Source organism: Acinetobacter sp. SwsAc4, from assembly GCF_013391535.1.
Taxonomy (GTDB): domain Bacteria; phylum Pseudomonadota; class Gammaproteobacteria; order Pseudomonadales; family Moraxellaceae; genus Acinetobacter.
Genome location: NZ_JACAXC010000002.1, coordinates 52,614 through 75,907 on the forward strand (window position 1 = coordinate 52,614; position 23,294 = coordinate 75,907).

The following is a 23,294-nucleotide window of genomic DNA, read 5'->3' on the forward strand; positions in this document are numbered from 1 at the left end:
CTACAACAAAGGCATGCTCAGCATGCCTTTGTTGTGCTAACTTTCTGCAACAAAGCTTTTACAGACCTATCGACAATTGTGCTAGGATACGGTTGTCTTAATTTTCATCATTATACTGTAGGCATAAATGTCATGAAGCTTTCTTCTTTACCTGTGATTCAGTTACCTATCGTTGATGTAAGCACTGACCCACTTGATCTATTAGTGGCAGGTTTGGCGTTACGTATGAAGCAATTGGCACGTACCAGCCCGAAGTTTATTGAATTGGTTCATGATCGTGAATTTCGTATTCAAATTGGTACAGATTTAGGTTTGGCACGTCAGATTATTGTCAATCGTGGCAAAATTGATACGGTTGCGGGTAGTCCTGAAAAAGCTGATTTTATTTTGCAATTTGCTTCAAGTGAGCAAGGCGTAAAAACTTTGGTGAAGGGTGATCCAACTGCATTCATGACAGGTATGCAAGATGGCAGCATTAAAATGGAAGGTGACTTCAGCTTGTTAGTCTGGTTTAACCAAGCAGCTAAATTGATTCCACCGAAAGTGCCAAAACCAGTAAAAGAAAAAATTCGCCAAGCACGTGCATTTATTAAAGAAAAAACAGGTAAATAAACCAACCTGAAAAAAACTCCCTAAAAGGGAGTTTTTTTATGTCTCATTTATTCAATTTCTAAATTAAAAGTCACTGGTCCGTCATTGATTAAATGAACTTTCATATCAGCAGCAAAAATACCTGTTTGGACATGAGCAAATTGTTGACGTGCATACTCAACCAATTGCGCATACAAAGCTTTCGCTTCGGCTGGCGGCATGGCAGGTCCAAAGTCAGGGCGTAAGCCTTTTTGTGTTTGCGCCATCAAAGTAAATTGTGAAACCAATAAAAGTCCACCCTGAGCTTGGCTTAGATTCCACCCCATTTTGCCTTGTTCATCATCAAATATTCGATATTTTAAAATCTTATCAATAAGCTTTTGTCCTTGCTCTAAAGTATCGCTTTTACCTAGACCTAAGAATACGAGTAAGCCGTGCTGAATTTCGCCAGTGGTTTGACCCTCAACCACGACTTTCGCTTCTAAAACTCGTTGAATTAATGCGCGCATAAGATTAAAAAATAGGTGAAATAGAGTGAGGCAGTGTAACAGACACCGCATATAAAAATGAGTTGTGCAGCAAAAGTCTACTATTCAATCCCAGCCATTTGGTTGTATAACAACTGATATTGCAAAAGAATTGGTCAAAACCATCGCCTATGTCTGCCATTATTCAATCTTTACTCGACACCGACCTGTATAAATTCACCATGCTGCAAGTGGTGCTGCACCAGTTTCCACAAACGCACAGTGTCTATCTATTCCGTTGCCGAAATCTGGAGGATACCGCCTATCCGTTGACGGAAATTCTGGACGACCTCAATCATCAGCTCGATTTGTTGTGTGAACTGCACTTTAAAGAGGATGAATTGCAGTACCTCCGTTCACTGCGTTTTATCAAGAGTGACTTTGTTGACTATCTAGAACTGTTTCAGCTCAAACGCCGTTTTATTCGGGCCAGTATTGATGCGGCAGGGCGGTTAGATATTCGGATTGAAGGGCCAATGGTACAGGCCATGATGTTTGAAATCTTTGTTCTGGCAATCGTCAATGAACTGTATTTTCGCCGCATCCGTAGCGATGAGGTCTGGGTTGAGGGTGAGCGCCGATTACAGCACAAGTTGGTCCAACTGCAACACTATGCCCAGCAACAGCAGGACAATGATCCGCCATTTTTGGTTTCAGATTTTGGTACTCGCCGCCGTTATAGTTTTGACTGGCAAAAGCATGTAGTGCAGGCGTTTCATGAGGCTGCACCGCAAGTGTTTCGTGGAACCAGTAATGTTCTACTTGCTAAAGAGCTGGGTATTAGCCCAATCGGGACCATGGCACATGAGTTTTTACAAGCGTTTCAAGCTTTAGATGTCCGATTACGTAATTTTCAAAAAGCGGCTCTAGAAGCATGGGTACAAGAATATCGTGGTGATTTAGGCATTGCTTTGACCGATGTGGTTGGAATGGATGCTTTTCTACGTGATTTTGATTTGTACTTTGCCAAACTCTTTGATGGCTTACGTCATGACAGTGGCGATCCCTATGAATGGGGGGATAAAGCATATGCGCACTACCGCAAATTAAAGATTGATACCAAAACCAAAATGCTGACCTTTAGTGATGGTCTAAATTTAGAAAAAGCATGGCTATTGCATCAATATTTTAAAGATCGTTTTCAAGTTAGTTTTGGTATCGGGACGAATCTGACCAATGATATGGGTCAAAAGCCTCTGAATATTGTATTGAAGTTAGTGGAGTGTAATGGTCAATCGGTGGCAAAAATTTCCGATAGTTCAGGTAAAACCATGACTGACAATGAAACTTTCCTTGCATATTTAAGACAGGTGTTTGAGATCGAAGAGGTCAGCTAATCTATAGCTGATTTTCTGCTAATTGAATGCAAAAAATCAGACAAAGATAAAAAGTCGGCTATGTTAAAATTGATTCAATGCGGATAGAAAATAGCATAAAAATGACTGATGTAGATTTTAAACTGGGTTTACTGATTGAGCCTAGAGAACTTGTACCTTATTTAGGACATGAGCTGATTCGTGTCGTTGATTTAAGCCGTGCATCGGTTTATGAACAATTGCATATTCCTCATGCCATTCATTTACAGCCTAAATTCTTGGTTGCACAGCATGAACAGGCGAATGGGGTATTACCTGATCTAGCAGGTTTACAAGCTCTCATCGAAAAATTAAATATTTCATCTCAACATCATATCGTCGTTTATGACGATGAAGGTGGGGCGTGGGCAGGGCGTTTAATCTGGAACTTACATTGTCTTGGTTTTAACCGCACCAGTTTGATTAATGGTGGGATTCATGCTTGGCTGGGGGCAGGCTTACCAACCACAGCAGATATAGATAAAGTCATCCCTGTGAGCGAGCTTGTACAAGTTAATTTGAATAGCGTGCAACAGTATCGAGTTGAATACAATGAATTACTTCAGCAGGTTCAACAACAGAATATTCAGCTCTGGGATTGCCGTACTAATGAAGAATATACTGGACTACGTTTAGCTGCGCGACGCGGTGGTCACATCCCAAATGCATTGCATTTTGAATGGAGTACTGCCCTAAACCGTGAAAATCATCTAAAATTACACCCACTTGAACGCACTCAACAACGTTTGGAACAATTAGGCTTTAATTTACAACAACCTGTGGTGGTGTATTGTCAGTCACATCACCGTTCGGGTTTGGCGTATATATTGGCAAAATTACTCAATTGGCAAGTGAGAGCCTACGATGGTGCGTGGAGTGAATGGGGCAATCGCCTCGATAGTCCTATTATTTCAGGGGAGTCACCATCTTGAGTTTTTCAGCAGACCTAAAAAAACAACTTTTTATCAAAGCACAAAACTTAGTACCTCAACATCAACTGAGCCGTGTTATCGGCAAAGTGGCAGCCAGTGAAAATGTTTTGGTAAAAACTGCTGTGATTCAGGCATTCAAAGCGAAATACGGCATTGACATGAGCATTGCTGAGCAGACTAATCCGAATCAATATAAATCATTTAATGAGTTCTTCACCCGTGCATTGAAGGAAGGTGTACGCGGTGTGGACGAGCGTGCAGATAGTATTGTTTGTCCTGCAGATGGTGCAATTTCTCAGTTGGGTAAGATCGAGGCAGGTGATATTTTCCAAGCCAAAGGTCAAAGTTTTTCTGTAGAGAAATTGATTGGTGATCCGCAACTTGCAAAGCCATTTGTAGATGGTCAGTTTGCAACTGTTTATTTATCACCAAAAGATTATCACCGTGTACATATGCCATTTGCAGGTACATTGACTGAAACTTTATACATTCCAGGAGAGTTGTTCTCAGTTAATCAAACGACTGCTGAAAATGTACCAGGTTTGTTTGCGCGTAATGAGCGGATGGTATGTTTGTTTGATACAGAACTTGGTCGTATGGCGGTGGTTTTAGTTGGTGCGATGATTGTGGCTGGGATTGAAACTGTTGCAACAGGTAAGGTAAAACCTTCAGGTAAAGTTGAATTACAGCATCATCAAATGCAGTTAGATAAAGGTGCTGAGTTAGGTCGTTTCTACTTAGGTTCTACTGCTGTGGTTTTATTTGAAAAAGATAAAATGGTGTGGGAAGAGCAGTTTAAAGCCAATTCTACTGTAGTGATGGGTGAGCGTTTAGGTCACTCGGTTTAATTTAGAGTTGAGTTTAAAAAGCCCCTAGATAGGGGCTTTTTGTTTTACGTATTTCGCATAAGGCGTATTATGTTGGTTTTAGAAAATATTTAAAATAAAAACTTATAGAAAAATTCTTTTTCATCACTTATCTTTAAGTTTAATAGGTTATCCAAGAGAGCTTCTTTAACCAAGTCAATTATTATTAAGACCTCATCAAAAAATCGCTTTGAATTAATTTTAGAGCAGTAAATACTTAATTCATTTTCAAAAACACCATTCCAATCAGTTGATGGAAATTCAATGGTTGTTGCTAATGTCGGTTCAAGTCTAAGAATAGTATGATATTGTCCTGCATATTGCGCACGACTAGTCAAACTCCCATCATGGATTAGTCCATTCCTTAGAGCCAATAAATATTGGATAGTTTTTTCATCATATGTATGCAAATCTAGAATCTGTTTTATTCCATTTTTTAATGATTTATTTGGATCATTAACAATACTACCCAACTGATCTAAAATCATAAAACAACCAAGTAATGGTGTATAAGTTCTAGTTCGATTATTATTGTAAGAAGCTCTAATATTTTCTACTAAATCATGCAAGCTTGTACTAACTTTACGATTTTTAAGTTTAGTTACATTCCAGTTCACATTCAAATAAGTATAAACTAATTCATGAATTGATAACTCCTCTAATTTTTTATTAGAAAAATATTCATTAATTTGGTGAGGCATGGCATTTTTGAAGTCATTAAATGAGTTTACTCTATTGGTATTAGACATAATAGTTCGCCAAATTAAAAAAATATATTACTATTATTTATAAAAAATTACTGATTAATTTAACACAATTGGCACTATGTGAAATGCTTTGATCTTATTTTATTAAGATCGATATCCTATTCGTTTTTTAAATCTCAATAGCCTGTAGAGAGGTCGATTTGAAAAAAATTATATTCTCTCTAAGAAATTTTGATATGTTTTGCCGAGCTCTAATCGTATCTGTACGTTTTTTCTTACACCAATTCCAGTCAATGACCCATATTCGTACCGATCCAAATCACCTAATATCAACTCATCAGGAACAGGAAGTTCCAAAACATAAAACAAGAATGATAAGTTTGAGCATCAGGACGTGAGGTAGAACAGGAGTTATACCTAAAGTGCGAAATACGAAAAAGCCCGACAGGATGTCGGGCTTTTTTTTATTCGATTTGAATTTGTTTTGCCCAAAACTCAATAAGAAATTGCAGAGATTGGCTGAGCGGTTTGTAGCTTGGCCAAATCGCATGAATTGGCATATCTAACCGATTGGTCGTATCACTAAATGCTAAACGAACTAAACTTTGCTGGTTAAAATGCGCTTTCACAACAGAAAGGGGAAAATTTCCCCAGCCCAATCCTTGCTCGACCATCTGAATTGCCATCGACAAATTATCAGTCATCCAATAAGTTTCAGAAACCAGAATGCGTGGATCGGGTAAAGCATAATGTTTACTCGCCACAATAACTTGTCTAGGATCATGCAGATCAGTTTAATAAAAGCATTTTTGTTAGATTTAAGCCTGATGGTTCTGATACCTTGTTATACCTTTGTTTATAATTATCTTTTCGACCATATTTTTGATTTACCCAGTCATTTGGTAGAGTCGAAACCTGTATCTGTTTAAGTCATTCCTTCATTTGAAATGTATTTTTATCTATGTGTTATTGATCTCAAAATCAAAGAATTATTTGAAAAAAGAGCGTATTTATATACGCTCTTTTTGATGGATTTTTAATCTAATTTGAAGGAAAGATTTCAAATTTAGAGACGAATCCACGTCATATTTCTAAACGTATTATTATTCGGGTTTTTCGCATTTATTGTGAGCATTTTACCTGTTTTGCTTAAACGCGCATTCAAAGTATATTTATATCCATCATAAGGATTGATCCATACACCTTGTCCAAACTCTTCATTTAGATTCAGCATTTTAAGATTACTCAGTACTTCCATACCAATAATCGGCTGATTTTTTAAAGCACCAGTACAAGGGGTGCATAGTGTAGGAATCGCCTCTTTGCCTTGAGGGTACATTTTCACAATGACAGCACTGTATTGTTCAGTTTTAGAATTACGTCTGATCACAATATCAGATAGATAAGAACCACTCCGTTCATCTACCACTTTCCAAGTACCGATCAATGGATCAGTAGGCATGGCGATTGCTGAAAATGAACTACTTAAGCCTAGGAGAAAGGCGAAACTACGAAAGAAATGAGAATTCATAAAATATATTACGTCTAAAGAGAAATGTGTGAGCGGTGAAATTAATCAAAATATTATTATATTATTATTGTAATTAAATTGTAATATCAAATATTTAGGGAGCAATTTTAGCTCCCTCTATTTTAACCTATACGATACAAACGTTCTTTGGGAAAGACAGCGGTAAAGGTTGAGCCTTCGTTTTCTTTGGAGCTAATTTCTAAATGGGCGCCATGTTGCATTAACACATGTTTGACAATTGCTAAGCCTAAACCTGTCCCCCCTGTCTGACGGCTACGTGCGCTGTCAACACGATAGAAGCGCTCAGTTAAACGGGGTAGATGTTTTGGATTAATGCCAATCCCATTATCTTGTACGGTAAAGTAAGCGTGATCGCCATCTTCATGCCAGCCAATCGTAATAATGCCACCTTTCGGTGTGTATTTAATTGCATTGGTGATTAAATTACTAAACGCACTGGCAATTTCCATATCAGAGCCGATTAAATCACAATGACTGTCGATATCTAAATTTAAAGTATGACCATAATCGAGATTATAAGCACGCGCATCATCAAATAATTGATTCATCAAATTTGCCATGTCAATAATTTGATTTTTAGCAACTTTTTTATTGTTCTCTAAATTGGATAAAAGCAATAAATCATTCACCAATGCATTCATGCGTTTGGTTTGTGATTGCATTTGAGTGAAAGCGCGTTTCCAGCGAGGAGTAATGTCATCTTGATCGATAAATGTTTCGATATAACCACTCAATACGGTGAGCGGTGTACGTAATTCATGAGAAATGTTGTCCACGAAGTCTTTACGCATTTGTTCAAGATTATGTACGCGAGTAGTGTCATATGCCACCAATAAGCGGCTTTCACCACCAAAACGAGTTAACTTGACTTGCACATATCGGTCTTCGTCCATTTGAGCCTGTAAACGGATACCATCAGGTGCTTGATCGATATGATTAAAATATTCAATAAAGCTGGGTTGACGCAAAATAGCCAGTAAATTACGTCCGCGATCCAAAGGATTGATACCTAATAACTTTTCGGCAGCGGGGTTCCACCATTCAATCTGATGTTGGTCATCAATCAAAACGACAGCTTCCGCCAATGCAACCAGAGATGATTGAGCACGATCAATCAAACCTACCATTTCGGCTTGAACGATACGTTCTTGTCGCTGCGCTCGATAGACATTAAATAATAATGCACCCCAAATACCGCTTAGATTTGGGGGAACATCATAGGGACGATTTGAGATCCACTCATTGACTAAATACAGTGAGCGCAGTTGGAGTATAAAAAAAACGACAAACGCGACAAAAATACAGCTCCAAAAGTATCCAACCCCGAATCCAATTAAGCTCGCAATCAATAAGAAAAAAAGTAGCAGTCTTAGATCTTGTTTTGCAAACGTCCATAAATTGCTGTGACGGAAACGTTGATGTTCACGTGCCAGTTCAGGGACGGGATAAGGTTCATACATAAAGGATTTTAACCTGCTGCTAAATCAGCTCGTGTAGAAAAACGATAGCCTGTGCCACGTACTGTTTGTACAAAACGATCTACGCCAAAAGGTTCTAAGACTTTGCGTAAACGTCGGATATGCACGTCAATGGTACGATCTTCGATATAGACATTACCGCCCCAAACTTGATCCAGTAATTGTGCACGTGTATACGCACGTTCAGGGTGCGTCATAAAGAAAGCCAATAAACGATATTCGGTTGGACCCATATCGAGAATACTGTTACCAAAGCTCACACGCTGACTGACTGGATCAAGCATTAAGCCATTAGCATCAATGACTTTTTCGCCACTGAGTGCATTTGCACGACGCAATACAGCTTTGATACGAGAAACCAATTCACGTGTAGAGAATGGTTTGGTCATGTAATCATCTGCACCCGCATCTAGCCCTTGCACTTTATGGTCTTCTTCACCACGTGCTGTCAGCATGATGACAGGAATTTCAGCTAAGTTTTCATCACGTTTGAGACGACGGCATAGATCTACACCACTGACACCACCCGGTAGCATCCAATCCAGCAAAATAAGAGCAGGACGCTGATCGACGATAATCTGATGCGCTTGTTTTGCATCCTCAGCTTGTAAACATTGGAAGCCTGCCATATCCAAAGAGGTATGGATCATTTCGCGGATCGGTAGCTCATCATCGACAATTAAAATATAGTCATCTTTCACTGCGCAATACCCTTAAAATCTGTAACGGTGAACCGTTTTGTTGTTATGACAGGCTTATTACAAAGATTAATTATGACAATATCATTGCAAAAGAGTTAATAAAGTCGAATTTAGCAATAAATTGTGACAATTCTAAGGCAGAGTAGTGACCAAATAATGACAAGTTGTTTGCAAATAAAATAAATGAATTCATTTGGTTAATACCATCGAAACCTTTTTATTTTGTTCGTCACAAAACTGTAAAACGATTTTAATTTTTTTGTGAGGTGGTTTCAATAAATGATAAAAACACAGCACAACAAGCAGATAACACATCTTCTAAAGGCTGTTTAAAACCTTCGGAAACCCAACGAATAATAATATGCGTCACATATCCATTTAAACCTGTTGCCATTAATGAAACTTCTTCATCACTTTGTGGCACATTTGGCATGGTAATCATCATGAATGCTTGAATAATACGATCAAATTGGGTCAAAGTTTCCTGAATCGTGGCTTGATTATGCAGGTCTTGAACCAACATGGCATCGATATAAATAATTCGTGCCATACGAGGGTCATCTTTAATTGCACTTAATAATGCGGATAAACCTGCCGTGACCATATTCTTAGGTTCAGGTGCAGCCATGAGCACAGCTTGGGTTAAACAATTTTGCATTTTGCCAATCATTTTTAAGAATACCGTTTGGAAAAGTTCCTCACTTTTCTTAAATGATTCATAAAAATAACGCTCAGTCAGCTTCGCCTCATTACAGACATCTTTGACAGTGACCGAAAAAAAACCCTGTGTACCATAGGTCGCAATGCCTGCTTCAATCAATTTTTCGCGGCGAGCTTCTTTGCGTTCAGTTAAAGAGAGACCTTTAAACTGGCGCTCTTTCGCTTCGGTATTATTTTTCTTGCGTGTCGCTAGATCTTCAGTTGCCATGGAAAAACCGTTCCCTAAAAAGTCTTTAAATCGTATGTCTAAGATTTATTTGCATTTTAAACAGGTCTTGCGAATTTATAATAACTAAATTTCGTAAAACTTATTTCATCGTGTCTAAACATCTTACGTCATGAAATGTAAATAGACCTAATATGACAAGCAATATGTTGGTTATTGCCATTTGTCTTAAAGCTGTAGTGTACTATATTGACAACCCGTATTGTCAAAATTATATTGGTTATAGCTTAAACTGCACATGATCAAGACAAATGTGTGCATATCATTCGAAATACAAAGGATAGGCAATGAAAAATTTTAAAAATAAAGTCGCAGCGATCACAGGTGCAGGTTCTGGGATTGGACAGCAATTGGCAATTTTATTGGCTAAACAAGGTTGCCATTTGTCATTGAGTGATATCAATGAGAAAGGATTAGCGCAAACTGTTGAGTTGGTAAAACAAAATCCAATCAAAGTAACGACCAAAGTTCTTGATGTTTCAAACCGTGAAGCGGTGAAGCAATGGGCGCAAGAAACTGTTCAAGATCATGGCTCAGTGAATATGATTTTTAATAACGCAGGTGTGGCACTTGGCTCAACTGTTGAAGGCGCAAGTTATGAAGATTTAGAGTGGATCGTCGGAATTAACTTCTGGGGCGTGGTTTACGGCACCAAAGAATTTTTACCATTCATTAAGCAAACCAAAGATGGTCATATCATCAATATCTCAAGTATTTTTGGTTTAACTTCGCAACCAACACAATCTGCATACAATGCAACAAAATTTGCGGTACGTGGTTTTACTGAATCATTACGTCAAGAACTTGATATTGAAAAGAGTGGCGTAAGTTCTCTTTGTGTACACCCAGGTGGTATCCGTACCAATATCGCAAAAGCGGCGAAAATGAATGACAGTTTAAAGAGCTTGGGCATGGATCCAAACAAATCGATCAAGCAGTTTGATAAATTCTTACGTACACCGCCAGAAGAAGCTGCACGTCAGATTTTAAATGCAGTGTTGAAAGATAAACGCCGTCTGTTAATTGGAACAGATGCGCGTATTGTGGATTCTTTCCAGCGTTTATTCCCAACGGGTTATCAACGTCTTGCAGCGATTGCAACGAAAATGATGTAAGTCTTGGCATCATGATAGAAAAAGCCATTCTTAGAGAATGGCTTTTTTATTTGAGGATCAAAGAAATTTTTAAATAAGGACTTTGATCTTGGTTTTCTTCCAAACGAACTGATAATAAGAGGCTTGTAATACACATAAGCACACAAAAGAAAGCGCGTAAGCAGTCCAAATGCCCGTTAAGCCCCATAACGAACTAAACCAATAGGCACAAGGAACTTCAATTAAAATAATAGTGAGAATATTAATCATCATTGGTACATTGACGGTTCCACTAGCTCGCATGATTGAAGCAAAAATAGCGCTCGCACCGAAGAATAAAATTGACCATAACACAATAAATAAGAGCTGCTGCCCAAGTTCAATGACGCTGTGATCGGTAATAAATAGAGCCATTAAATATTTGGAAAATAAGTAGGCTAAAGTGATCAAACTGCCCGTGAATATGACATTCATTCCCAAAGCGGTTCGTGTGACTTTGGCTAATAGTTCGGGTTTGCCTGCACCAATCGCTTGAGCGGCAAAAATAGAAGCCGCAATTGAAATAGAGAGGGCTGGAAATTGAATGTAGTTCAGAACTTGATTGACTGCGCCATATGCGGCAGTTGCGTGTGCGCCATAACGATTAACCAAACCAATAATGACTAAGCCTGCCAATGAAGTTGTCACCATTTGGATGCCTGTTGGGATACCAAGCTTTAAGATTAGTTTGCTTAGGTTGCTATCGTGACGAATACTTTTCAATAGACGGGCATCTATTTTCAGTGGATGGTTCTTATAATTGAGATAGAAGCTCAGAAAAATAAGGACTGCGGCATATCCCATGATTGTTGCAACAGCAGGCGCGACAATGCCTAGAGCAGGGAATCCAAAATAGCCTTTGAGCAAAACAGGCGTGACCGTCAAACCAATCAGACTGGTTAGGCTCAATGCAATTAGAGGGGTAACACTATCACCGACACCGCGTAAAATCGAAGTATAAATAATATAGACAAACAATAATGGACTACCCACCAGCATCCATCGAACATAGGGCAGAGAGAGGTGCATGACTTTAGGATCTGTACCTAATAATTGCAAAATATGCTCGGCAAAGCTCCAACCTAAAACAGCAATAATGCTGCCACCAATCAAGGTCATAAATAGGGTAGAGCCAATCACACTTCTGACTTTTTCAAGATTTTGCGCACCCCATGCCTGTCCAATCAGTACAGTCGTTCCCGCGGAGATCCCGATCACAAATGCCAATAAAAAGAAAAGAATTGGGAAGAATACAGACACCGCAGCAATCGCATCTACTCCCATCATTTGTCCGACAAAGATGGTATTAATCGTTCCTGATAAGTTCTGTAAAATGTTGGTGGCAATCAAGGGAACCAGAAAAACAAAAAATGTTTTCCAGAGATTGGGTTGCATGACCAAAGGTTGGCGGGGTGTCATTCTATTTCCTTCACGCTTCGCCCAGAAACGTTTCTATTTTTCCACCATACCATCATCGGTCATATTGACGTCATGATTGTTCGGTTTATTTTTGTTGATCAACACTCTGCAAGGATTGCTCCTGCACGTTGTAAAGTCTGATCAGTTTTGGCAAAGCAGAATCGAATCAGGCGTAGTGACTCGGGCGCTTGTTGATAAAAAACGGAAATAGGAATCGCGACAATTTTGTGTTGCTCTGCGAGGAATTGGCACATTTCCACATCATTCAAGTCAGGGCGAATCGCACTATAATCGAGATTTTGGAAATAAGTGCCTTGTGATGGAATAAATTGCAAACGTGAGTTTTGAATTTGGGTATTAAAAAGATCCCGTTTTGCCTGATAAAAGTTCGGGAGTTCCTGAACGTGCTCAGGATGTTGCTGCATATAGTTCGCTAATGCTATTTGGCAAGGTGTGGTGCCGCAGAAATTGGCAAATTGATATATTTGACGAAACAAACGCATTAAATGTGGTGCTGCAACGCAATAACCCGTTTTCCAACCTGTGACATGATAACTTTTGCCAAAAGAACCGATTACATAACTGCGTTCACGTAATTCGGGGAATTGCAGTGCACTAAAATGTTTTTGTCCATCAAAAACGAGATGTTCATAGACCTCATCAGAGAGCACAACGATATTTTTATCTTGAATGAGTTCAATCAGTTGATGCCAGTCTTGTTCTGACCAAATCGCACCAGTCGGATTATGCGGTGTATTGACGATAATCATGCGAGTTTTTGCATTGATACAATCTTTAACTTTTTGCCAATTCACCTGAAATGTTGGTACCTCTAAATGAATATGAACGGATTTCCCCCCTGCCAGTTGTACTGCAGGGGCATAGCTGTCATAGCTCGGGTCAAAAATAATAACTTCATCATCTGCATGGATACAGGCTTGAATGGCACAAAAAATCGCAATGGTTGCGCCAGGGGTAATGGTGATTTCGGTGACAGGATCGAGTTGCAGTTGATCTCGTTGTAAAAACTGTTTGGCCAGTTGTTCTCTGAGTACTAAAACACCATCTCCCGCAGGGTATTGGTTATAACCTGAAAGCGTGGCTTGGCTCAGCGCTTCAAGCAATGCAGGTGGAGCAGGGAAATCGGGGAAGCCTTGAGACAGATTCAGTGCATTCAGTCGTTGTGCGAGTTCAGTCATCACGCTAAAAATAGTCACGCCTTGGCTTGGAAGTTTTGACTGAAGCTGCAACATTGTTTTTAACCTGATTGACGTTTTGTTTTGCCGTGATTGTATAGTGAAAAGTGATGCCTGACCAAGTTATTGTGATTAAGGTAAATGTTGAATTTTGCCGTTAATCGACTGAAAAAGGTGTCTTATGTCAGGAAAAAGCAGGTAATTGTGTCTGAATAAAAACAATAGTGACGGAATTGGTCATTTTTTATTGAAAATTGTCTAAAAAATTGTTGTTTTTCATGATGATACGCTATTTTAGTTGTTGCTGTAAAGCGCTATAATTTCTATCGAGGGGTTCAATTAAATACCAATTATCGTGAAATGGGACATAGAGTAATGGACAGTTTCGATCTAAAAATACGCTACCCACATCATATTGATTTAAAAGATGTAGAGCAGCTTGAGGCACTGAATACCATTGGGGTATTAACTCGTTTTGATAAAATGGGCTGGAAAAAACAATTAAGCCGTTGGCTGCAGCTTGATGGTGCTAGCCCAACGTTTACCATTACCGATGAAAAGACAGAACAGACCATAGAAATCGTATTGAATACCTACGGATCATCTCAGGAACTTAACTTTATCGTCAAGACAGACATTCCAGTGGTTGTCCCTAAAAAACAAATATTTGGATTAGTTACACGACAGGCGAAAGAAAAAGTTCATTTTAAACAACTTTCATTGGTACAAGTGAAAGCCTATCTAACTGCATTTTTAAAACAAGATACAGATACTTTGATTCGTTATTATCAAGAAAGTAAACAGCAACTGGCGCAATCTGCATAACGATGAGGAGCAAATTCCCCCATCGTTCTGTTGCTATTTACAAAACATTTTCAACAATGGCACGAATGATACCCAGCGCCAAACCAATAAACGCCCCGACAATCACGCCATTGACACGGATCATGTGTAAGTCACCACCGACCTCACTTTCGATTTTGGCAATCATTTCGCGTGAATCCCACTCGTGGATACGTTCGCTGATATAACGGATGATCTTGTCGCTGTATTGCTCACTGAAATTAGTCGCTAAGCCGACCATTTTCTCATTCAATACTTGACGTACTTTTTCATTCTGAATCAGGCTTTCACCAAGCTGTTGTAATGCCGCCTGTAAATTCGTTGCAATACCAGAATCTGCCTGCATTAAATCCGTTTTAATCGCATCACATAAAATTGCCACAGCACCACTAATAAAGTTCAGCACCTGTGGACTGTCCAGCACATCATCCTTGCTCTGATTTAAGCGCTTGCTGGCTTCACTGTTGCTGTCCGCAAGCTGCAACATCAGATTATGCGTGGTGGTTTCAATGTCCTGCCGCCACGGATGTTCAGGGTTGGCCAACATCGATTCAACTTTTTCAATCAGTGAGTCAATTGTCCGTTGTTGCACATCAATCCCAATCCAGCTTGCGCCTTTGGCTAGTTTCCAAACACCTAATTCTTGGAACAGTTTACGTGATAGATCTCGTGCCTTTTCAGGATGAGAGACCATCCACTCATGCGCCAGATCAAGACCGCGTTGTAATACGTCTTGATGGAAATCATTTTCCAAAACAGCACGTAACATTTCACTGGCGAGTTTATTGATTTTGGTACTGCGTACCCATTGCACACTATTGTTTTGCACAAAGTAGGCAATTTGATCTTGGCTCACAAATTCAAAAATTTTCGGTACAGTATGTTGAATCATCTGTACGACTTGTTGGTTATTTTGAGGGTTGGCTAGCCATTGACCGACGGCCAAACTGAGGTCAGCATTTTTTAAACTGCGTTCAACGATTTGAGGAGATAAAAAGTTTTCTTGTACAAAGCGGCCCATTGATTCTGCAATACGCGCTTTATTCCGTGGAATGATTTCGGTATGGTCACGCAATAGTTTGGGTAAAGGCATTTTTCCAAAAGGATTGCGGAAAAGTACAGTGACAGCGTACCAATCAGCCAGCCCACCAACTACACCTGCTTCCGCACCTAACATAAAAATATGAATGACCCATTTATATTCAGGTAAAAAATGCGCCGCGACCATTAAGCCAATCCATGCTACAACCGCAATGATCAATGCCATAGTGGCGAAGTACTTACTTCTTTGCAGGCTCGGTACGTGAATTTCTTCGACTGAATTCATTGAGTCATCCTTATCAATTTACTTTTTGTTTTGAGGTGGCGCAGGGGGCTGCAACACATCTCCTGTTGGACTCAATCCGTATTTTTGCCCTAATGATTGCAAAATGAGTTGCGCATCAAAAGCATCAGGTGATTGCTGCTGAGTCTGAAAACACTCGATAGTATACGACACTTGGATTGGATCAAGATTGACCACTTGAGGCATATCATAGAATGGGTCAGGCCAAAAGGCAGGATGTCGGCGATAATAACCATATGGGTAATAAGAGGGTGTCGGATAAATCACAGCTTGGCGTTGCGTTTTATGTCGTGCATTACTTGGATCATCAACAACGGTAAAATAACGGAAACCGTTTTTGACTGTAGTTTGTGCGGCTTTGAGTAAAGTAATTTCTTCTGCCGTACCATAACTCAAATTATTATCTGCCTGAAAACCGACACGGAACGTTTTATTGTTTAGTGGATAAGCGGTGAATTGACCCAGTTGATCGAAGGTTTTGGGTTTTGATGGAACAGTTGCACATCCTGCCAGTGTTAATGTAACAAGGAGAGGGGCACATATGAATAAAGATTTCATTTTGCAATTCCTATGTTCAATATCTCAGGGGACGAGAGACTTAAAAGCTGCTATTCGGTTGTGTTAAAAAGGTCAGTTCTTCAGGTGTCGAGCTTCGACCTAAGATGGCATTGCGATGTGGATAACGCCCAAAACGGTCAATAATCACTTTATGCTTTTTTTCAAAGCTCAAATTAATTTCGTTCCCTAAACGTTGGAACAGTTTTAAAGCAAACTCGTGCATTAATTTAGATTCACTATGCATAAATGGCATATATAAAAATGAGCGTTGTTCGGGATTCAGTTGAGCATCGAGTTGTAAACTAATTGCTTCTTGAGCAAGCATCAATGCCATGCTGTCATAGGCAAAAGCTTGCGCTTGATCACGGTATAAGTTGCGAGAAAATTGATCCAACACAATGATTTCGGCTAAACGACCCTCTGGTGTGTGTCGCCAAGACCAAAGCTCTGCTTGGATCGCTTGATGGTGAATTATTTGAAATTGGTCGCGAATTTTTGCATCAAACTCATCACTTTTGGCAAACCAAAGTGAACGATGCTCAGGGTCAAACCAGAAGTTAATAATGTCCTGTGCTTGCATAGTTCAGTGCTCATGAGAAGATTTATTTTTAATAAAATCACAATTTCAGCATGTCTTATATAACAAGATTGTGATAAAAATTGCCAAACTAAATCAGATGACTAGATCACAATTGTCGTTATAATTGGCAGAATAACCAAGTCGCGACCATTTATGTGGTTGGCTGATCTTAAATAAGCGAGCATATAAATTATGAATCAACCCAGCATACATTCTTCCTCTGTGATACCGACTTGTGTAGATGCTTCGCTATTAAAGGGGATGCTACGCGGCATTGAACGCGAAAGTTTACGTATGCAAAGCAATGGATTTTTATCACAAAAAAATCATCCTGAAGCTTTAGGTTCTGCACTAACACATCCGCATATTACGACAGATTATTCAGAAGCATTGATGGAGTTTATTACTACACCGAAAACAACCATCACGGCTGCATTAGATGAATTAAGAGATATTCATAGCGTGGTACATCAGCAGCTAGAAGAAGGCGAAAGATTATGGCCACTGTCCATGCCGTGTATGTTGGATGATAATGAAGAAAATATTCGATTAGCACAGTACGGCACTTCTAATATTGGCCGCTTTAAAACCTTATACCGTCATGGTTTAGGTGTACGTTATGGCCGCCGTATGCAAACCATTTCTGGCGTGCATTACAACTTATCTTTCCCGGATCAATTGTTTGCAGTATTGCAACAACATGAAACCAAGCCAGAATTAAAACAACTCAGTTTGCAGGATTATCGTAGCCATCGTTATTTTGGCCTGATTCGGAACTTTATCCGACTTACCCCTTTAGTGATGTATCTGTTGGGTGCAAGCCCATCGGTCTGCCGCTGTTTCCTAACAGGCCGTGAACATCATCTACAGCCACTGGTCAAGGGCACTCTCTATTTACCTGAGGCAACTGCCTTACGCATGGGGCGTTTGGGCTACCAAAATTCAGCACAAAAAGAATTGGGCATTCATTATAACGATCTACACGATTATCTTGATGGATTACAAAAAGCGGTACATACCCCTTATCCTGAATTTACCGATTTAGGTTTAAATGATGAACAGGGTGAGCCGATTCAAATCAATGATCACGTGCTCCAAATCGAAAATGAATACTACAGTCTAGTTCGTCCGAAACAAGTACCACAAGCAGGTGAAACCCCATCACAAGCATTGAAGAATCGTGGTGTTGGGTATGTAGAATTACGTGCCGTAGATGTGAACCCTTATAGTGCGATTGGAATTGATGAAATTTCAGCGGGTTTTCTTGAAAGTTTAGCATTGTATTGTTTATTAAATGACAGTCCTGATTTGTTTGCAGAAGAGCAAGAGCAAATTGATCATAATCAAACTGAAGTGGTCAATCGTGGACGTGCAGTAGATGCTAAAATTATAGAAGGTGAAACAATAGTTTCACTGCATGATTGGGCACAACGTCATTTAAATGCGATTCAAGACTGCGCTATTTTGTTAGATCAAATGGATGGTTCACAGTTATATTCTGAGGCAATCCAAGTGATGCAGCAGCGTTTAGATCATGTTGAAAATACCCTTTCCGCGCATGTGATTAAAGATACTTTGGATAATGGTGGGACATGGAGCTTTGGGAGTATCATGGCTCAACAACATGTCAATCATTATGAACAACATCAATTGAGTGCAGAAAGAGAACAATATTTTGCAGAATTAGCGCAAACATCGTTGCAAAAACAGGCGCAACTTGAACAAGATAACGACATCAGCTTTGAACAATATCTTGCGCAATACCGTTAAAATTTTAGAGGACTTCCCATGCGATGGACTTACCGCTTAGTTAGTGCATTATTGGTACTAACGAGTATTATTGGTATCTCGTTTGCGTTGTATTTAGAACATGTGCAAGGTTTGGAGCCTTGCCCACTGTGTATTTTCCAACGTATTGGCTTAATTGGAATGGGATTGATTGCCTTAGTCGCATTTATTCATAATCCGATTTCAAATGGTTTTAAACGTTTTTATGCACTATTAGCAACCCTATCCATCGGTTGGTCAGTGGGCGTGGCATCTCGTCATGTTTGGCTACAGCATTTACCACCTGATAAGGTGCCAAGTTGTGGTCCAGGCTTGGACTATTTAGTTGATGCATTGCCAATGAAAGCGGTATTTCAGGAAGTGCTTTCAGGTTCAGGCGAATGTGCAGCAATAGATTGGACTTTCTTAGGACAATCTCTACCCGTGTGGTCGTTGCTGTATTTTAGTTTGATCTTATTGGTATGTTTGTGGCAGTTGTTTAGACATTATAGTGTTGCTAAATAATAAAAAAGCCAACGATACGTTGGCTTTTTTTTAGATCAAGAAGACTGACATCAGGTTTCTACGATGCCATCTAAATCATCAAAAGTATAATTATTCGGAACATTGATTAAATGTGTTTGGATACCTTCCTCAACGACTTCGTCAACATCGGGATATAACCAACGTGTAATCTGTTCAGCAACACTCGAATGGTACTGAATTTCAAAATGGTTTAAACCATAGAATACGGCTTTATGGGTTTCTGGTAATTTGAGTTGGAAGCGTGGATTTTGATGTTCACCTAGCGCACTTTCCACACTGACCAAATAATCGCCAATGACAGAGAGTGCTTTATTACGCAATTTCTCAAATTCTAAAGTACCTGCGATTAAGAAGGTATTGATATGAGAGGGTAATGGTGCAGGTTTACGATTATCATCAGCAAAGCCAATACGTGCATTATTATGTTCCCAATCGTCATCTCGAACACTGCCATGACGCAAATCTAAAATACCATTACTACGAATGTTGATCAGTTGACCAATTAAGCTAATAAAAGGAAACGCGCCCAATTTATCCTGCAAAATAAAACCAAAGCGTTCTAGCGCCGCACCATGATGTGGCGAACCAATACAAACTAAATTCTCAACCATATGCACCCATTGATAGAGATTCTGTTTGCCATAAAATAGGGCACTACGAGAAACCAAGCCACCCATACTATGTCCGATTAAATCAATGCTGGTGATTCTTGGATTTCGTTGTACTAAATCTTCAAGTACATTGGCAAAGCTTCGACCATTTGCAGAAATACGACGCCCTGTATTGTAGTTCAGATATAACATGGTGTTGTTGTCCCGTTGCGCAAGCAGACGTTCACCAATTCCACCATAACGGCTATTTGACCAGCTGAGATGATTCATACACAGACCATGTGTAAGAATGACAATACGACCAGTTAATTCACCTTGTTGTAATGATCCATAATGATCATAAAGCACCATAGGTAAAGCCATTGGGTTGTGTTGTTTTAAGAAAAAGTCTCCAAAAATCCCGTTTAATGCACCCACCACGAAATGCAGTGTTGGTGTCAGGGGTTTATCATGCAGCACAGGGAATTTTTCAATAATATGACGTAAACTTGGTGCAAGAAAACTGCTACCGTACTTCTGTAATGTGTCATAAGAAAATTGATAAAATTTTTGTAACTGTGGAAGTTTCTGTAAATTTTTAGCTTTTTGTGCGCTTAAACCAAGTGTTGTCCGTAACACTTCTGTTTGCACTAATTGCACCAATTCGTGAACACCACTTAAGCTCGTGCTCACAACTTGCGCCAAACCTTCCAAAACATCTGCCTGACTCGGGGGTGTACTGTCCCATTTGCAGTAGGTTTCATGCAGAGGCGTTAAACTTGGCATATTGATTTCCCCATCCTTGATATATACCGAAGGTTTGAAGTAATTGACTTAATATTCTGTAGATAAACTACAACAAACGCTTACATCTTATGTGTTTCATAAGTAATTTTTTTAGAATACTGATGAACGGAGTGCACTATCGTTTTTTGTGTCAGACAATATCAAGCTTAAATGTAATTTATATTGTTATTTATTTATCTATTAACCTAAATAATGTGATTTATTTGATAATAAGTCAAGCTGTTGCCTATTATGGTGCGTATGCAATTTATTTATTTACATGGCTTTCAAAGCAGCCCCATGTCAAAAAAAGGGCAACAATTAGAACAATATTGCACAAATGTTGAGCATGCTGATGTGCATTTACCTGATTTGAATAAACCGCCTGAACACGTTTTAAGAGATGTTTCTAAGCTGATTGAAAGTTTACCACTCGATCAAGTTAGATTGGTTGGAAGTAGCTTAGGGGGATTCTATGCGACATATTTTGTCGCAAAATATGGATGCCCTGCTGTACTGATTAATCCTGCTATGCAACCATGGCAGTTATTCGAAGATTTATTCGGGATTGAACAAATCCCACTCAAAGTCACTGATTCATGGACACTCGATGCCGACCAATTGCAGCAATTACAATCAATTGCTGACACGAAGTTAAAGCATGCTGATAAAATTCTTGTACTGTTGCAACGAGGTGACGAAGTCTTGGATTATCGTCAAGCACAACGTTATTATAATGCAGCACAGCCATCTGCATTGATTTTAACCGACGCTGATGGTAATCATGCAATGGATGATTTTGAAGAAAAATTACCTTTCGTACTCCGATTTTTATCGACAGCCCTCTAATAAGGAAGTCAGACCCAGTGACACAATACACGGCACAATCCCTTGAAGTTCTTTCAGGTTTAGATCCTGTTCGTCGTCGTCCCGGTATGTATACCGATACCTCACGTCCAAACCATTTGGCGCAAGAGGTGATTGACAATGCGGTGGATGAAGCACTTGCAGGACATGCCAATCAAATTTGTGTCACCGTATATGAAGATGGTTCATTGTCAGTCGAAGATAATGGACGAGGTATGCCAGTCGATATTCATCCTGAATATGGACAAAGTGGTATCGAAATTATTTTGACCAAATTACATGCAGGCGGAAAATTCAGTACCGATAATTACCAATTTTCTGGTGGTTTACATGGTGTCGGTATTTCTGTCGTGAATGCTTTATCAACACGCGTTGAGGTTGCGGTACAACGCCAAGGTAACTTGTATCAAATGGCGTTTGAACAAGGTGAACCTGTTGCACCATTATCGGTGTTAGAAGGTAAAGTTGCGAAACGTGCGACAGGAACAACCGTTCGCTTTTGGCCAGAAGCAAAATACTTTGATAGTCCAAAATTTGCACTAAAAGCATTGAAGCATAATTTGAAAGCTAAAGCCGTTTTAGCGGCGGGCTTAAAAATTATTTATGACGATAAAATCAATAATGAAAAAATTGAATGGCAGTTTGAAAATGGTCTAGTCGATTATTTAATGGATGAACTCGAGGATCGAGAGATTCTACCTGATCCTGCCTTTGTCAGTAGTGGACAAGCAGAGCGAGCAGCTTGTGAATTTGCGATTTGCTGGAATGTTGAGGGTGGTGAACAAATACAAGAAAGTTACGTCAATTTGATTCCAACTGCACAAGGGGGAACCCATGTCAATGGATTGCGTTCAGGGGTCACGGAGGCGTTACGAGAGTTCTGTGAATTACGTAATTTATTACCACGTAATATGAAACTTTCGGCAGAAGATGTTTGGGATGGGGTCAATTTCATTCTATCGCTGAAATTTCAGGAACCGCAATTTTCGGGGCAAACCAAAGAACGTTTATCGAGTCGTGAAGCCTCCAATATTGTGCTGAATATCGCCAAAGATGCCTTTGCTTTATGGTTAAACCAACATGCTGAGATTGCAACGCAGTTAGCTGAAATGGCAATTGCTAAAGCTGGGCGTCGCTTAAAAGCAGCGAAAAAAGTGGAGCGTAAAAAGATCGTCTCTGGTCCTGCGTTACCCGGAAAACTGGCTGATTGTGTGGGTTTAACGCGCGAAGACAGCGAATTATTTATTGTTGAAGGTGATTCTGCGGGTGGAAGTGCTAAACAAGCGCGTGACAAGAATTTCCAAGCGATTATGCCGATTCGTGGAAAAATTCTAAATACATGGGAAGTATCTTCGGATGAGGTGCTCGCTTCTCAAGAGGTTCATGATATTGCGATTGCCATAGGGGTTGATCCTGGTAGCGATGATCTATCTGAACTACGTTATGGCAAAATCTGTATTCTTGCCGACGCAGACTCTGATGGTCTACATATCGCGACATTACTCTGTGCCTTGTTTGTGAAACATTTCCCGACTTTAGTTGAAGATGGTCATTTGTTTGTCGCAATGCCACCACTGTATCGTATTGATATTGGTAAAGATGTTTATTATGCGCTAGATGATAGTGAACTCGAAAGCATTTTGAAAAAAGTGAAAGGTAATAAAAATCCGCAAATCACTCGATTTAAAGGATTGGGTGAGATGAATGCGAGTCAATTGCGTGAAACCACGATGGACCCAAATACGCGCCGTTTAGTCCAACTTGATTTGGATGATGCGCATTTTACCGCAGGGTTATTAGATAAATTGCTGGCAAAAAAACGTTCGAGTGATCGTAAGCATTGGTTAGAACAGAAAGGTAATTTAGCGGATATAGTTGTTTAATTCTTTTTAATTGAAAGATTAAAAGCCAAGCTCATGCTTGGCTTTTCTTTATCTAGGGTCTAGCCCTATTTAGGATAAATTAATCTGCATCATTTTAGTTCATCTCGTTCTTTTTGTATGCAATGT

22 protein-coding genes and 2 pseudogenes are annotated in these 23,294 nt (G+C 39.5%); 11 read left to right on the forward strand and 13 right to left on the reverse strand.

The genetic code is table 11. From position 1 onward, the window contains the following. Positions 1-132: 132 nt before the first annotated feature. A complete protein-coding gene (locus HYG88_RS01575) occupies positions 133-612 on the forward strand; it encodes a hypothetical protein (RefSeq protein ID WP_004659770.1) in 480 nt (159 codons plus the stop codon). Positions 613-659: 47 nt separating this feature from the next. Here HYG88_RS01575 and dtd read toward each other — a convergent pair whose 3' ends face one another. Beyond that, positions 660-1,100, reverse strand: coding sequence for a D-aminoacyl-tRNA deacylase (gene dtd / locus HYG88_RS01580; protein ID WP_178882449.1), 441 nt, complete (start codon positions 1,098-1,100; stop codon positions 660-662). Between the two features lie 149 nt (positions 1,101-1,249). On the opposite strand from dtd, the gene pncB reads away from it, so the two are divergent. From pncB to asd, 3 genes are all read left to right on the forward strand, one after another. Then, positions 1,250-2,455: a nicotinate phosphoribosyltransferase gene (pncB, locus tag HYG88_RS01585; protein WP_178882450.1), complete on the forward strand. Its 1,206-nt coding sequence runs from the start codon at positions 1,250-1,252 to the stop codon at positions 2,453-2,455. Positions 2,456-2,556: 101 nt separating this feature from the next. After that, the gene (locus tag HYG88_RS01590; RefSeq protein WP_178882451.1) at positions 2,557-3,405 is read left to right on the forward strand and encodes a sulfurtransferase; all 849 of its coding nucleotides are present in this window, start codon (positions 2,557-2,559) and stop codon (positions 3,403-3,405) included. Next, entirely contained in the window at positions 3,402-4,253 is an 852-nt protein-coding gene (gene asd / locus HYG88_RS01595; RefSeq protein WP_005157005.1) for an archaetidylserine decarboxylase, read from the forward strand. Before HYG88_RS01590 ends, asd begins: the two co-directional genes overlap by 4 nt. 89 nt (positions 4,254-4,342) lie before the next feature. On the opposite strand, the gene HYG88_RS01600 is transcribed toward asd, so the two are convergent. Both HYG88_RS01600 and HYG88_RS01605 read right to left on the reverse strand, forming a co-directional pair. Continuing rightward, positions 4,343-5,020, reverse strand: a complete 678-nt coding sequence (locus HYG88_RS01600) for a hypothetical protein (RefSeq protein WP_178882452.1) — start codon at positions 5,018-5,020, stop codon at positions 4,343-4,345. 422 nt (positions 5,021-5,442) lie between these two features. Continuing rightward, positions 5,443-5,772 (reverse strand): annotated as a pseudogene (locus HYG88_RS01605) (LysR substrate-binding domain-containing protein); the annotation flags it as partial. Here HYG88_RS01605 and HYG88_RS01610 point away from each other — a divergent pair. Next, positions 5,761-5,907, forward strand: a pseudogene (locus HYG88_RS01610) (chlorhexidine efflux transporter); the annotation flags it as partial. The pseudogenes HYG88_RS01605 and HYG88_RS01610 sit on opposite strands and share 12 nt — an antisense overlap. A 137-nt stretch (positions 5,908-6,044) precedes the next feature. On the opposite strand, the gene HYG88_RS01615 reads toward HYG88_RS01610, so the two are convergent. The 4 genes from HYG88_RS01615 to HYG88_RS01630 form a co-directional block, all read right to left on the reverse strand. Next, the gene (locus HYG88_RS01615) at positions 6,045-6,509 is read right to left on the reverse strand and encodes a DUF2147 domain-containing protein (RefSeq protein ID WP_005156997.1); all 465 of its coding nucleotides are present in this window, start codon (positions 6,507-6,509) and stop codon (positions 6,045-6,047) included. Positions 6,510-6,631: 122 nt separating this feature from the next. Next, the gene (phoR, locus tag HYG88_RS01620; protein WP_004659791.1) at positions 6,632-7,990 is read right to left on the reverse strand and encodes a phosphate regulon sensor histidine kinase PhoR; all 1,359 of its coding nucleotides are present in this window, start codon (positions 7,988-7,990) and stop codon (positions 6,632-6,634) included. Between the two features lie 8 nt (positions 7,991-7,998). Further along, a complete protein-coding gene (gene phoB, locus HYG88_RS01625) occupies positions 7,999-8,709 on the reverse strand; it encodes a phosphate regulon transcriptional regulator PhoB (RefSeq protein WP_004659793.1) in 711 nt (236 codons plus the stop codon). A 250-nt stretch (positions 8,710-8,959) separates the two neighbouring features. Continuing rightward, positions 8,960-9,637, reverse strand: coding sequence for a TetR/AcrR family transcriptional regulator (locus tag HYG88_RS01630; protein ID WP_005156994.1), 678 nt, complete (start codon positions 9,635-9,637; stop codon positions 8,960-8,962). 305 nt (positions 9,638-9,942) lie between these two features. Between HYG88_RS01630 and HYG88_RS01635 the strand changes: the two genes are divergently transcribed. Continuing rightward, positions 9,943-10,770 carry an SDR family oxidoreductase gene (locus tag HYG88_RS01635; protein WP_005156992.1) on the forward strand — a complete coding sequence of 276 codons (828 nt, stop codon included), beginning with the start codon at positions 9,943-9,945 and terminating at the stop codon, positions 10,768-10,770. Between the two features lie 69 nt (positions 10,771-10,839). Here the strand turns inward: HYG88_RS01635 and HYG88_RS01640 are convergent, their stop codons facing one another. Together HYG88_RS01640 and HYG88_RS01645 are read right to left on the reverse strand one after the other, a co-directional pair. Beyond that, the gene (locus HYG88_RS01640) at positions 10,840-12,207 is read right to left on the reverse strand and encodes an MATE family efflux transporter (protein ID WP_005156990.1); all 1,368 of its coding nucleotides are present in this window, start codon (positions 12,205-12,207) and stop codon (positions 10,840-10,842) included. 98 nt (positions 12,208-12,305) lie between these two features. Further along, positions 12,306-13,460 carry a methionine aminotransferase gene (locus HYG88_RS01645; protein ID WP_005156988.1) on the reverse strand — a complete coding sequence of 385 codons (1,155 nt, stop codon included), beginning with the start codon at positions 13,458-13,460 and terminating at the stop codon, positions 12,306-12,308. Between the two features lie 318 nt (positions 13,461-13,778). On the opposite strand from HYG88_RS01645, the gene HYG88_RS01650 reads away from it, so the two are divergent. Next, on the forward strand, positions 13,779-14,228 hold the full coding sequence (locus tag HYG88_RS01650; RefSeq protein WP_005156986.1) for a hypothetical protein: 450 nt from the start codon (positions 13,779-13,781) through the stop codon (positions 14,226-14,228). 37 nt (positions 14,229-14,265) lie between these two features. Here HYG88_RS01650 and HYG88_RS01655 read toward each other — a convergent pair whose 3' ends face one another. Genes HYG88_RS01655 through HYG88_RS01665 form a run of 3 tightly spaced genes read right to left on the reverse strand, consistent with a single transcriptional unit; the run spans position 14,266 to position 16,729 of the window. Further along, a complete protein-coding gene (locus HYG88_RS01655) occupies positions 14,266-15,573 on the reverse strand; it encodes a DUF445 domain-containing protein (protein ID WP_005156984.1) in 1,308 nt (435 codons plus the stop codon). Positions 15,574-15,591: 18 nt separating this feature from the next. After that, on the reverse strand, positions 15,592-16,149 hold the full coding sequence (locus tag HYG88_RS01660; RefSeq protein WP_004659808.1) for a hypothetical protein: 558 nt from the start codon (positions 16,147-16,149) through the stop codon (positions 15,592-15,594). Positions 16,150-16,189: 40 nt separating this feature from the next. After that, positions 16,190-16,729: a DUF924 family protein gene (locus HYG88_RS01665; protein WP_005156982.1), complete on the reverse strand. Its 540-nt coding sequence runs from the start codon at positions 16,727-16,729 to the stop codon at positions 16,190-16,192. A gap of 192 nt (positions 16,730-16,921) precedes the next feature. On the opposite strand from HYG88_RS01665, the gene gshA reads away from it, so the two are divergent. Continuing rightward, entirely contained in the window at positions 16,922-18,499 is a 1,578-nt protein-coding gene (gene gshA / locus HYG88_RS01670; RefSeq protein ID WP_005156979.1) for a glutamate--cysteine ligase, read from the forward strand. An 18-nt stretch (positions 18,500-18,517) separates the two neighbouring features. Then, positions 18,518-19,021 carry a disulfide bond formation protein B gene (locus HYG88_RS01675; RefSeq protein WP_005156976.1) on the forward strand — a complete coding sequence of 168 codons (504 nt, stop codon included), beginning with the start codon at positions 18,518-18,520 and terminating at the stop codon, positions 19,019-19,021. Positions 19,022-19,071: 50 nt separating this feature from the next. On the opposite strand, the gene HYG88_RS01680 is transcribed toward HYG88_RS01675, so the two are convergent. Continuing rightward, entirely contained in the window at positions 19,072-20,418 is a 1,347-nt protein-coding gene (locus HYG88_RS01680; protein ID WP_005156973.1) for a hypothetical protein, read from the reverse strand. A 261-nt stretch (positions 20,419-20,679) separates the two neighbouring features. Here HYG88_RS01680 and HYG88_RS01685 point away from each other — a divergent pair, with 261 nt between their 5' ends. Both HYG88_RS01685 and parE read left to right on the forward strand, forming a co-directional pair. After that, the gene (locus tag HYG88_RS01685) at positions 20,680-21,267 is read left to right on the forward strand and encodes a YqiA/YcfP family alpha/beta fold hydrolase (protein WP_178882534.1); all 588 of its coding nucleotides are present in this window, start codon (positions 20,680-20,682) and stop codon (positions 21,265-21,267) included. 17 nt (positions 21,268-21,284) lie between these two features. After that, positions 21,285-23,168, forward strand: a complete 1,884-nt coding sequence (gene parE, locus HYG88_RS01690) for a DNA topoisomerase IV subunit B (protein WP_004659820.1) — start codon at positions 21,285-21,287, stop codon at positions 23,166-23,168. The last annotated feature ends 126 nt before the right edge of the window (positions 23,169-23,294 follow it).